General features: G+C 41.0%; 12 protein-coding genes. 5 read left to right on the top strand and 7 right to left on the bottom strand.

The annotated features are described in order from the left end of the window. Nucleotides 1-17 precede the first annotated feature (17 nt). From ACR5KR_RS02500 to purE, 5 genes are all read right to left on the bottom strand, one after another. A complete protein-coding gene (locus ACR5KR_RS02500; protein ID WP_448265325.1) occupies nt 18-1217 on the bottom strand; it encodes a sulfate ABC transporter substrate-binding protein in 1200 nt (399 codons plus the stop codon). Between the two features lie 322 nt (nt 1218-1539). Next, nucleotides 1540-2304 (bottom strand): sulfite exporter TauE/SafE family protein, encoded by a 765-nt coding sequence (locus ACR5KR_RS02495; RefSeq protein ID WP_448265324.1) that lies wholly within the window; start codon nt 2302-2304, stop codon nt 1540-1542. Between the two features lie 527 nt (nt 2305-2831). Further along, a complete protein-coding gene (locus tag ACR5KR_RS02490; RefSeq protein ID WP_448265323.1) occupies nt 2832-3611 on the bottom strand; it encodes a class II glutamine amidotransferase in 780 nt (259 codons plus the stop codon). 153 nt (nt 3612-3764) lie between these two features. Then, nucleotides 3765-4064 carry a putative quinol monooxygenase gene (locus ACR5KR_RS02485; protein ID WP_448265322.1) on the bottom strand — a complete coding sequence of 100 codons (300 nt, stop codon included), beginning with the start codon at nt 4062-4064 and terminating at the stop codon, nt 3765-3767. 287 nt (nt 4065-4351) lie between these two features. After that, nucleotides 4352-4870: a 5-(carboxyamino)imidazole ribonucleotide mutase gene (gene purE / locus ACR5KR_RS02480; RefSeq protein WP_448265321.1), complete on the bottom strand. Its 519-nt coding sequence runs from the start codon at nt 4868-4870 to the stop codon at nt 4352-4354. A gap of 159 nt (nt 4871-5029) precedes the next feature. Between purE and nagA the strand changes: the two genes are divergently transcribed. The 5 genes from nagA (at nt 5030) to ACR5KR_RS02455 (ending at nt 8837) form a co-directional block, all read left to right on the top strand. After that, nucleotides 5030-6193, top strand: a complete 1164-nt coding sequence (gene nagA, locus ACR5KR_RS02475) for an N-acetylglucosamine-6-phosphate deacetylase (protein ID WP_448265320.1) — start codon at nt 5030-5032, stop codon at nt 6191-6193. A gap of 82 nt (nt 6194-6275) precedes the next feature. Continuing rightward, nucleotides 6276-6683, top strand: coding sequence for a hypothetical protein (locus ACR5KR_RS02470; RefSeq protein ID WP_448265319.1), 408 nt, complete (start codon nt 6276-6278; stop codon nt 6681-6683). 479 nt (nt 6684-7162) lie between these two features. Continuing rightward, the gene (locus ACR5KR_RS02465) at nt 7163-7801 is read left to right on the top strand and encodes a hypothetical protein (RefSeq protein WP_448265318.1); all 639 of its coding nucleotides are present in this window, start codon (nt 7163-7165) and stop codon (nt 7799-7801) included. 16 nt (nt 7802-7817) lie between these two features. After that, nucleotides 7818-8174 (top strand): DUF4288 domain-containing protein, encoded by a 357-nt coding sequence (locus ACR5KR_RS02460; RefSeq protein WP_448265317.1) that lies wholly within the window; start codon nt 7818-7820, stop codon nt 8172-8174. 219 nt (nt 8175-8393) lie between these two features. After that, a complete protein-coding gene (locus tag ACR5KR_RS02455) occupies nt 8394-8837 on the top strand; it encodes a DUF29 domain-containing protein (RefSeq protein WP_445627919.1) in 444 nt (147 codons plus the stop codon). 223 nt (nt 8838-9060) lie between these two features. Here the strand turns inward: ACR5KR_RS02455 and ACR5KR_RS02450 are convergent, their stop codons facing one another. Beyond that, nucleotides 9061-9921, bottom strand: coding sequence for a hypothetical protein (locus tag ACR5KR_RS02450; protein WP_445627920.1), 861 nt, complete (start codon nt 9919-9921; stop codon nt 9061-9063). A gap of 202 nt (nt 9922-10123) precedes the next feature. Beyond that, on the bottom strand, nt 10124-11914 hold the full coding sequence (gene typA, locus ACR5KR_RS02445; RefSeq protein WP_445627921.1) for a translational GTPase TypA: 1791 nt from the start codon (nt 11912-11914) through the stop codon (nt 10124-10126). Nucleotides 11915-12482 lie beyond the last annotated feature (568 nt).

Below are 12482 nucleotides of genomic sequence, written 5' to 3'. Positions count from 1 at the left end.
AGCCGAAGTATTACGAATTATTTTTTGCCTTGAATCTTGTCAAACACGCCCCCATCTGCGAAGAACTTCTTATCAATTGCTTCCCAACCGCCCAAGTCTGCAACTGTACCCAGAGTTTTCAGCTTAGGAAATTTGTCAGTGACTTCCTTGGTTTGAGCTAAAGTCTCATCCACAGGACGGAATCCTAATTTGACAAACTCTTGCTGTGCTTCTGGGCTATAGAGGTATTTCACAAAACCTTCAGCAACTTCGCGGGTTCCGTGCTTATCGACGTTTTTATCTACCACAGCGATCGGATTGTCGATGGATATATTCACATCGGGAACGACATACTCAACCTTCTCGCCCTTTTGTTGTGCCAAAAGAACTTCGTTTTCGTAGTTGATTAAGACATCTCCCTGCCCTTGCTTGGCAAATGTATCAGTAGCTTCCCGCGCATCTTTAGGCAAGATTGGCACATTTTTGTAAACTTTAGTCACAAATTCAGTAGCTTTCGCCTCATCGCCACCTGTTTTAATTACAGAATCCCATAGTGCTAAGAAATTCCACTTAGCACCGCCGGAAGTTTTGGGGTTAGCAGTAATCAATTTCACACCATCTTTGGCTAAATCTTGCCAGTTCTTGATGCCTTTAGGATTGCCGGGACGAGTGACTATTGCTGCAACAGATTTGGAGACAATGCCATTGTTGGGAACTTCTTTCTCCCATCCTGGCTGAATCAATCCAGCCTTCTCAATCTTTGTAGTGTCTCCAGCTAATGCTAAGTGAACAACATCTGCTTCCAAACCATCAATAACAGCGCGAGTTTGGGAACCAGAACCACCATAGCTTTGCTTGAAGACGACAGTTTGATTATGATCTTTTTTCCACTGTTCTACAAACTTAGGAATAATTGCTTCGTGAGCGGCTTTGGTGACAGCAAAGGAAACTAGAGTTAGTTCAACACTATCTTTGCTTGCAGCCACAGGAGTAGCATTAGCAGCAGGGGTTTCAGAGGAAGAAGTACTCCCAGTTCCTCCACCAGAGCAGGCGGCAAGGGCTACACTCAATACAGTACCTACCAAAAAGAGTGATACAAAGCCTTTGAGCGAATTTAGTTTGAACCGATACGTTCTATTGAACGCGTAGATGCGTTCGCCTTTGGCGTTGCCGTAGGCTAGCAGCTTGTCGTAAGACATCGCTTGTAATCTTTTCAGTAAGCGTTGCCACAAACTCATTCTATTTCCTCCACTAAATCCACAAATAATCGATGGGAATACAGTTATATAGTGTTTATCATACTGGATGATTCCATGTATCTAGTTGCAAACACCAAAAAACCTCACATTCTTTATCAAGAACATGGTGATTTTACCAGTTCTGTGAAAAATTAAAAATGCTTTTACTTTCAACTATCAAATTGCATAGGCGCAGCCCTTCGTAGGCATCGCAATCAACTATCTGCTGCATCAAGCAACTTGCTATAGAATAGCTAATCTAGCGTAGGCGTAGCCCGCACTTCGAGTGAGCTTCAGTGACCATCGTAGATATCGGCTTCGTTCAACGCAGTGCAACAAAATCAAATAACGTCTTGAGTGCAAGAGAAATTACTGTAGTGAGAAATATACGGCGCAACCAGAGGTTACTGAGTCTGAGAGCAACCCGCGATCCAACAACTCCACCAATGAACATAGTAATACTCAGAATAATACCTAGTTTGTAATCAACTATTCCCTGCATAAAGAAAATAATGGTGGCAATTAACGAAGAAAAAATGTTGATAAACTTTGTGTTTGCGATCGCCTGCACAAATGTCATCCGAAATAGACTGACATAAACTGCTGTGAGCATAGTGATATAGCCTCCACTAAAGAAACCACCATAAACACCAAGCACAAAAGTTGCCACATATCCACCAATTTCTGCTATTGGTGAGGGTTTCCCTATTTTTGAAACGATTCCAGCATTCCGATTGGTGATTGAAAAGACGGTAACTACAATCATCAAAATCGAGATAATCAGAGGCATCGATTTTGAAGGTACAACTAAAACAAGTAATGCACCGATAATTGAGCCTAAAAGGGTTAATAAAATCATTATTGGCAAGCGCCTGTGGTCAATTGCTTTTTTACCAATAAAAGGCAATGTACCACCAACGCTCATAAAGGTTAATGCCAGCATATTAGTGGCAAGAGCAATACGCGGTTCAATGCTCAATTGCAAGATTACAGGGACGGTAATTAAAGAAGTGCTTCCTGTAATGACACTTATAACACTTGTTAGAAAGAAAACTGTGATGATTAAAATTAATTGAGTAGCATTCATTAGAGATTTGATCTTTATGTTGTTATCAATACATTTTTTAAAGGATGCTTGCAGTAGATAAAAGATATCTAAAACCCTTAATATGAATGAAATACAGCTTTTTGAAATTATATTAATATAAATAAAATTCAGTGTAAACTTATAATTTTATACCAAAATAAATGGTAAATTTTATATATTGGTAACAACTAAGTTGGGGGACTTCATATAATATTGATAAATTACAACAGTGAGCCACATCCAATACTGTGCGATCGAGAGTTATTGGTGTAGATAATTGGTCTTTCAATAAGCGATAAATAGTGTCTCTACATCAGGGTTTGATTGGTGATACCAATTCAATTAATGATTGCAACATATCCTTGGCTAAAGACGCGATAAATCGCGTCTCTACAAATGATCTATTTGTCGCATTCTTTTTTCAATTGGTATGATTATGAACTGTATGTATTACAATATAAATAGCATGAAAAACAAAACCCATTTAGAAATTATCTAAATGGGAAAAATCGAACAAATATTTATGATTAACTGAATGCATATTTCAGGGGTAGCCCGTCCTGAAAAACTAGTAATTCCCCTGGTTGAATTTGTGTCCAAACTTCATTGTCAGTCAGGGGCGTGGTAGCAATGACAGCGACGCGATCGCGTTCAGTAGTCACTTCCCGAAAATCTACGGTCATGTCTTGGTCAATTAAATGGGCAGCAGCAAAGGGCGCTTGGCGAACAATGTAGCTGAGTTTAGTTGAGCAGTAGGCAAAAAAGTGTTCTCCATCTGATAATAAGTAATTAAATATACCTAATTTCGCAATTACAGCAGTAATTTCTTGCAGCACAAAGTACAGTTCCTTGATATCGGGCTTACCTTTAGGAAAGCGCGATCGCAATGTTTCTAGGATCGTACAGAATGCTTTTTCACTATCGGTATCACCTACGGCTTGATAAAAGCCCAAATTTTCTGGATCAAAATCTGGCAAATTACCGTTGTGGGCAAACACCCAATACTGGCCCCACAATTCTCTGCGGAAAGGATGGCAATTGTGTAAGGCAATTTCACCCTGAGTAGCTTTGCGGATATGGGCTATGACATGGGTTGAGTGGATGGGATAACTCCGCACAAACTCAGCTACCGGAGAAGCAACAGAAGGTTGAGCGTCTAAAAACATTCGACATCCCTTTCCTTCAAAGAAAGCAATGCCCCAACCATCGCTATGGTCATCCGTTTTTCCTCCCCGTGCAGAAAACCCTTCAAAAGAAAAGCAAATATCCGTTGGAACATTGCAATTCATTCCGAGCAATTGGCACATTAGCTCTCAATTTTTGACTAAGGTCTCAGGATCAAGATACTTCAGAATGCTGCATTGATTCTGGAGCGATCGCTTCAATCTTAGAATTTAAGGCTGAGATATGCCAAACGATCCCCAAAAATAAAGAGTCTGCTTCTAGTTAGGATGATGACACTATGCCAAAAGATGGTAACGGCGGATATCTGGTGCAGCAGTCACTAAACCTTCGAGTTTAGCTGCGGCCGCTTGGAAATGGGGTGAATCTAGATGAGTATTCAGGGCTTCATCAGAAGTCCACTCTTCTACAAAAGTAAAGTCTGTTGGATCGTATTGGTTTTGCAAAAGTTCATACTTAATCGCACCTGCTTCCTGACGGGTTGGCTCAATAAGTTCCAACAGTACAGCTTTTAGTTCTTCTACTTTGTTAGGCAAAGCAATAACACGGGCAACAATTTGAATAGTTTGGTTTGTCATTTGTTATTTGTCATTGGTCATTTGTCATTGGTCATTGGTCAAAACAGTGTTGAGTAATGAGTAATGAGTAATGAGTAATGAGTAATGAGTAATGAGTAATGAGTAATGAGTAATGAGTTTTGTTTATCCCCTTGTCCCCTCACTCCCTCATCTCCCTCATCTCCCTGCTCCCCTGCTCCCCTGCTCCCCTGCTCCCTGCTCCCTGCTCCCTGCCCCCTGCCTCCCCTGCTCCCTGCTCCCTGCCCCCTGCTCCCCGATCTTCCCTGCTGCTCTGGTATTAATATTTATTAAAACATCTGCTGTAAATATTGTTCATAGCCTAGTTGTTCTAGTTTTGCTTGCTTTGCAATTACTGATTCACATAAGGTTTGACGATATTGTTGTACTTTTTCTAACAATTCTGGTTGATGAGTTGCGAGGATTTGTATTGCTAAAAGACCGGCATTTTTGGCATTACCGATCGCTACTGTTGCCACAGGAATACCACCAGGCATCTGTAAAATAGAATACAAAGAATCTACACCTTGTAAGTTCCGAGTGGGTACAGGAACACCGATCACAGGAAGGGGAGTCAAAGACGCTACCATTCCAGGTAGATGGGCAGCACCACCGGCACCTGCAATAATTACCTTAATACCGCGTTGGTGTGCAAGTTGAGCATATTGCACCATGCGTTCTGGGGTGCGGTGAGCCGAAACGATCGCTACTTCGCTCTCAATACCAAATTCTTCACAAACTGCGATCGCATCTTTCATAGTGGGCAAATCGGAATCGCTGCCCATGATAATACCAACTAGGGGAGTCATAATAATTCAAAATTCAAAATTCAAAATTCAAAATTATTTGAGCTAGCTTATGGAAGCTAAGTGATGCGGATCATCATCTCATCTATTGGCGTTGTTTGAATTGATTCATTGATGTAAGTTGCATCTAAAATCAGATTTAGCTCTATTCTCGCCAGTGTGATGACCCAAGCAACACAAAATCCTGTAGATATTATCAATGCTAGAGTGCCTGGTTACAAAAATTTGCAGATGCTCTTGGTTAATCAAGAGGGCATAATTGAGCAAATTTTGCCAATGGATACAGTCGGGAAAGACATCTGTGCATCCGCGATCGATGTTGCAGGTGACTGGATTTCATTGGGTGGCGTTGATTTGCAAATTAACGGTGCATTGGGTTTGGCATTTCCTGATTTAACGGCTGAAAATGCTCATGTACTCCAGAAAATAACGCAATTTTTGTGGGATGTCGGGGTAGATGGATTTTTACCGACACTTGTAACAACTTCAGTAGAAAATATTCAGCGATCGCTTGCTGTGATTGCTGATATTATCCCCTGTCAACAAGCTGGTGCCAAGATTCTCGGAGTCCATTTAGAAGGCCCATGTTTGAATTGCCATAAGCGCGGCGCACACCCAGCAGAGTACTTGTTACCCTTAACAATTGACGAGGTAAGGCGGGTTTTGGGAGATTATGCAACGCTCGTGAAAGTCATCACTTTAGCGCCGGAGTTAGATCCCACTGACGAAGTAATTCCATATTTGCGTTCTTTGGGAATTACCGTTAGTTTAGGACATTCTCAGGCGACATCAGCCCAAGCGCAACTTGCTTTTGAACTCGGTGCAACGATGGTAACTCATGCTTTCAATGCTATGCCACCATTGCATCACCGCGAACCAGGATTATTAGGGGCAGCAATTACCCATTCTGATGTCATGTGTGGTTTTATTGCTGATGGCGAACACGTTTCGCCCACGATGCTGCAAATATTACTTCGCGCTAGCTATGAAGAAAAAGGGCTGTTCCTCGTCAGTGATGCCCTTTCACCTCTAGGGCTACCCGATGGCGTGTATCCTTGGGACAGTCGGCAAATTGAAGTTAAAAACGGTACGGCACGACTAGCCGATGGCACTTTATCGGGGACGACTTTACCCTTATTAGTGGGAGTGCAGAATTTGGTGAAGTGGGGGATTTGTGATGTAGAGACTGCTATTTTGTTAGCTACAGATGCACCTAGACGAGCGATTGGTTTGCCTGGAATTACCAAAAGTCAACCTGCTAATTTATTACGCTGGCATTGGGATGAAGCGACAAAAGAACTAACGTGGCAGCGATTATTGGGCTAAATTTCGCTTCAAGGTGATAGGGGAAGAAGCGTTAATTATACTCAATAAAAATGTACATTTGTGAGATAGACATCATAAATCAATGAATATAGCTTTACTCGTTAAATTTCTCGCTCCCTGTCTGCCATTTCTGTTGAATGTGGGTAACAAAGCCGTAGAAGGTGCATCTCAAAAAGTAGGTGAGGATGTTTGGAATAAAGCCAAAGCTATTTGGGCTAAGTTACATCCCAAAGTAGAGGCGAAAGAAGCAGCAAACGAAGCAGCAACGGATGTGGCACAAAAGCCAGAAGATGAAGATTTACAAGCAAGTTTGCGAGTGCAACTTAAGAAGATTTTAGAAGCGGATACAGCACTTGCAGACGAAATAGCTAAGATTTTGCAAGCATCGACTGACAAACCCGGAGACAATATTCAGGTCAGTGCTAATGCTTACGACCAAAGTACGGTGAAGCAAGTTGGGAAGATTGACGCAAACCAAGTAAGTTTTTAATTGAATAGGGTGGATAGAGTACTGCCTACCCTAAAAATTTTGATGTTTCGAGTTCTGAGCAGGAACGGCCGGGTTCCAAACAGGAACGGCCAGGTTTTAAGCAGGAACGGCCGGGTTCCGAACAGGAACGGCCGGGTTTTAAGCAGGAACGGCCGGGTTCCGAACAGGAACGGCCGGGTTTTAAGCAGGAACGACCGAGTTCCAAACAAGAACGGCCGAGTTCCAAACAGGAACGGCCGGGTTTTAAGCAGGAACGGCCCAGTTCTGAACAGGAACGGCCCAGTTCACAGCCACAATATCAAGCAAAATTTCTACCTACTCTAAGCAATGGTAGAGGAACCCAGCCCCAGTAACCCGAACAACATTGAAATGAATGCCACTGCCCACGGTGACAGTAAAGTGACTATGGTAGGGCAGTTAAATGCAATGCAGCAGAAGTCAAATTTATTGTTGACGATATACAACCAATACTAGAGCGATTGCAACAAATCTCTCCACCAGAATCGCCGGGGGTTCTCAAAGCAGGGAATCCCGGTAAAAGTTTGGCTTACTGGCAAGGAAGAACAGCAGAAATTGCCCAAATACAGCAATGGTTAATTGATAAAAATACCTTTTTAATTGGTATAGAAGGCATCGGTGGCACAGGTAAATCGATGCTGGCTACAAAAATTTATGATGAAATTGTCGTCGGTTATGGCATTGGGTACGTAGTTGGTTTAGGCGGTAATATTAATTCACTATCTTCTTATGAAAACAGAAATAGTCGGCTATTTTTCAACTATATGCTGCAAAAACCACTGGTCAGTCTGTTAACTATGGGATTGTTTGTGCAATCTATTGCTGCTCACTCCCAGGCTTTAACCTATAATTACAGCAATCCAAGTTTATCTCAGCAATCCTTACTAATAAGCCAATTTAGACCAGGTGCTAGTTGTGAAGCCAACGACAACTTAAGTTTGTTTGCTGATACTTTTATTAGTGTGTGCCGAAAAGCATCGATTAGGCGGGAGTTTCCCAGTGAGTTTCTGAACTCTTATTTAGAAGACATTAAGAAAAACAAATCGGCTATTGGTAAAAAAGCTTGGAAATTATTAAATGATAATAGATTTAAAAAGTAGCCGTGGAGAACATGAGATGAAAACTGAAAGTGCAAATCAAGCAGAATCCTTCTATATTGCTATAATTCTTTACAAATCATTTTCAGATAAACCTGATTATCAACCTTTGTACCAAGAAAGCTTTGTCTTGATTAAAGCCGCTTCTTTGGAGGAAGCAAAAGCAAAAGCTTTGAATCATGGGAAAAATGAAAGTGTCAGCTATACAAATGAAAATGAAGAAACTATTACTTGGTCTTTACAGCAAGTAGTAGACGTGAATTCAGTTTTGTATGATGATTTTGATTCATCTGAGGATATTGTTGATTTATATACTCGACATTTTCGGAACTATGAGGCTTACCAATTATTTGAGCCATTATTATCTCAAGAGTAACTTGGAGAATAGTTATCAAACCACGCGATCGCTTTTGTCTCAGTGATGGGAATTGACAAGAGCGATCGCATACGTGTAGAAGCCGAGGGTATGGCAAATCAATTAATGTTTCTAACAAAATATATTGATAATTTTTAATCGGCGATCGCTTTGTGTGAAAATCTGTAAATTTATAATTGTATATAGTTAAATTATGGAATGTATGTAGAAGGTAAAAAAATGACAATTACTACCAAACTAAAACAACTCTATGAAACCGATGAGAATTTATGGTTAGAAGAAACTATTGAATTATTAAAACAAAAACAGTTTAGCCAGCTTGATTTAGAAAACTTAATTGAGGAATTAATCAGTTTGGGTAAAAGAGATTTAGCTAAAGCAAAAGGTCTTTTAAGGCAAATTATTATTCATATATTGTTACTCCAATATTGGCAGATTGAATATGAGAGAAACTATCGTCATTGGATTGGAGAAATTAAAACTTTTAGATATGACTTAAATAATCATTTAACAACGAATTTAACAAAAAAGTTACAGGATGATTTAGAGAATATTTATCAAAGTGCAGTTGAGTTTGTGAAAATTAAAACCGATTTAAATATTTTTTTAGAAAAATGTCCTTACACTCTTGTACAATTATTAGATGAAAATTATTTACCTTAAAGATAGCAGTATTATCTAATTTTGGTGAAATCAAAGCAGCACTAAGAGCGATCGCAGTTTCACGAATAGTCATGATAATTGCCTTTTTCAGTCCTCTTCATTTTGACTCAAGGATTTGACTAAATGCATGGCAAGGGCGATCGCTTTGTGTAAGAGTGCCTACTGGCTAGCGTTCTGTCTTTACCAACAACTTGAGCAGCTGTATTATAAGCCTGTGCCAATCTCATATAGGTGCTTTTGTTAAACCCAGCAGAGTTTCACAAAAATCTGATTTACTGCAATTTGTTAGTCCCGTTCTTAAATACTTAATTGAGAATTCCTTAAAGCCTGGGTGCTCATTTAAGAAAATACGATGGAAAGTAGCCTGATCGCCACAGAGAACATAATCTTCTATGCCACCCTGACCAACATAGTTAATCCAACGCGCTTGAAATCTTACTTCTAAGAAATATAGTGTTGAGTATTGCTTCCACTCTGAATTAAGATTATTATCATATTCGTATAAAGCATCTTTCCAAGTACCACTGGAAATTATAAATGTTGGAGAATGATATTTAATAGCATTTTCAGCCATGTGGATTTTTTGAAGACTGAAGTAGAATCCTGCCGTTCGATCTGAAGACTTTGGTACATAGTATTCACCTAACTTATTTAACTGGACATATATAGGGTGATAATAAGTGCGTTGTCTAGATGCAAATGGTGTTTTAGGCAAAGAATTTGCTGTGTGGTTATACCTTGTTTTGGAATTTTCTATTAAATAACTCTCTAGTTGAGACAGGAAAGGTACTAATTCGCATTTAGGCATTAATGGTGCTTGCCAATAGCGGACTCTGACACATTTTTTACCATATTCTTTAACCAGTTGCTCAAAAGCATTTTTTCGATGATGTCCAATAAAACGAGTTTTGAAACATCCGGCTTGACCAATATAAGCTGTAGGCTCTTGATCACTGCCTACAAAATAAATACCACCGAAGGTAGGAAGTGATTTTTTATCAATATATAAAACCCAAGGAAGTTTAGTTACATCAATACGGTTAGCAGTAGCAATAACTTGAGATGTATACAATTTAGATTTCATTGCTAGATGTGCAATTATATTGTGAAGAATTTAATCAGCAAATTCTATTTATAGAATGCCCAAAATTTCCTCACATATAACGTCAATGCAGTTTAGATTGCACTTCTATTTGATGCGCAATAATTTAAACAAAATGCAGTAGATAACAAAATAAAAAGCCCGCTGATGCGGACTTTCTAAATTAATTAAGTTATTGCTTTACTTAGCGTTTCGCCAACTTCTTCGACATCTTCCGCAGACGAATTGATTGGGGTGTAACTTCTACCAATTCATCGGGGCCAATGTATTCCAAAGCACGTTCTAGGCTCATGTCTATTGGTGCTTGCAGTTGCACTAGTTCATCGCCACCAGCAGCGCGGTGGTTGGTTAACTGCTTGGTTTTACAGATATTCAGTTCCAAATCTTGCGGACGATTGTGTTCGCCGACAATCATGCCTCTGTAAACCTTTGTGCCGGGAGTAATAAAGAATGCTCCTCTATCTTCGGCGTTTTTCATGGCGTAGAAGGTAGAAACGCCTTCTTCAAAGGAGATTAAAACACCTTTGTTACGGGCTTCAATATCGCCACTCAGTTGACGGTAATCTAAGAAGCTGTGGTTCATGATGCCTTCGCCACGAGTCATCCGCATGAATTCACCCCGGAAACCAATCAAACCACGGGCGGGAATGACAAACTCTAGTTGGGTGCGATCGCCACTACCAGGCTGCATATCTTGCATTTCGCCTTTACGTTGTCCCAGGCGTTCGATACAGCTACCCACAGCATCAACAGGAATGTCTAACACCAAGAGTTCGTAAGGTTCGCAAGGTTGACCGTTGACTTCACGGTAAATTACCTGTGGCTGAGATACCTGAAACTCGAATCCTTCGCGGCGCATGGTTTCAATTAAGATACCCAGGTGGAGTTCTCCACGACCGGAGACGAGGAATTTATCGGGAGAATCGGTTTCTTCGACACGCAAAGCCACGTTGGTTTCCAGTTCGCGGAAAAGGCGATCGCGTACTTGTCTTGATGTCACCAACTTACCTTCTTGACCCGCAAAGGGCGAATCGTTCACCCAGAAGGTCATTTGCAAAGTTGGTTCATCTACTTTAATTAGTGGTAAAGCTTGGGGTTCGTTAGGATCGGTAATCGTTTCCCCAATATAAGCATCGGCGAAACCAGCCACCGCCACAATATAACCTGCGGTTGCTTCTTCCAGGTCTACACGCTTGAGTCCTTCAAAGCCCATCAACTTGGTAATTTTACCTTTGACAATGGTGCCATTTTCTGTGACTAAAGCCGCTTGTTGTCCTGAACGGATAGTACCGTTGTGAATTCTGCCAATGATAATCCGTCCCAGATATTCAGAATAATCTAGGGTTGTGACTTGTAATTGTAGAGGCTTATTGCGATCGCCCACTGGTGATGGAACGTGTTTCAGAATCGCGTTAAACAAAGGTTGCATGTCTACCGATTCTGCTTCCAAGGTTTCTTTGGCAAAACCTCCCATCCCGGAGGCGAACAGATAAGGAAAATCACATTGGTCTTCATCTGCGCCTAATTCCAAGAACAGATCCAAGACTTTATCTACAGCAACGTGGGGGTCAGCCTGACCGCGATCGATTTTGTTGATGACAACGATAGGACGCAGCCCTTTTTCTAAAGCTTTTTTCAGAACAAAGCGTGTTTGGGGCATGGGGCCTTCATTAGCATCGACAATCAGAAGACATCCGTCAACCATGCCGAGTACCCGTTCAACTTCGCCACCAAAGTCAGCGTGTCCAGGAGTATCAACAATATTAATTAGTGTTTCTTTGTAGCGAACTGCTGTATTTTTGGACAGGATAGTAATACCCCGTTCCCGTTCTAGGGCGTTGGAGTCCATAACGCAATCCGGAACGTCTTCGCCTTCGCGGAAAATGCCGGATTGTTTGAGGAGTGCGTCAACCAGCGTGGTTTTGCCGTGGTCAACGTGGGCGATAATGGCGACGTTGCGAATTGGGAGCGTCATAGAAGCTTTTGGTGAACTCTAGAGGGTGTTTATAAGATTTACATTTGAATGCTAGGCTGTTTTAACAGAATTGAGAAGGATCGGCAAATTCTGTAAAGAACCTTTAATAATTCTAGCGTAATCGTCACAATTGCGGGGAGTTTTGTAAACCCCACAATCGAGATGTGTGGTAATTACGGCGTTGGTGGGATAAAAAAGCTTCTGTGACAAACAGGTGTTAACTGAAGGGCTGTATTGCTTTTGAGAATTGCGGTTGATTCGCATAGAAGAATTTTGTCATTGAAATACTTTGGTGAAAAGTGCGATCTTTGTCCCAGAGAGATGAAGTTCCTGGCTGCTAAAAGTCAGGTTATTTCGTGTTTGGGATCGATAGAGAAGCGATCGCCAAGCCTGGTTTTTATTGACTAGAATGGGGTGGGTATCTCTACAAAAATATTCAACTTACACGGAATTCTCACAATGTAGAGCGAGGTCAATTGTTTAGGAGAGTAAGAAGCGATGTCTACGATGGTCACTAAGCTTGTCGTACCACTTCGTGGAAGCAAGCTAGCAAGAGCGTCTCGTAGAG

Source organism: Nostoc sp. DSM 114159 (assembly GCF_053470285.1).
Note: the sequence above shows the minus strand (reverse complement) of the source record. Positions and strands in the feature narration are given on the sequence as shown.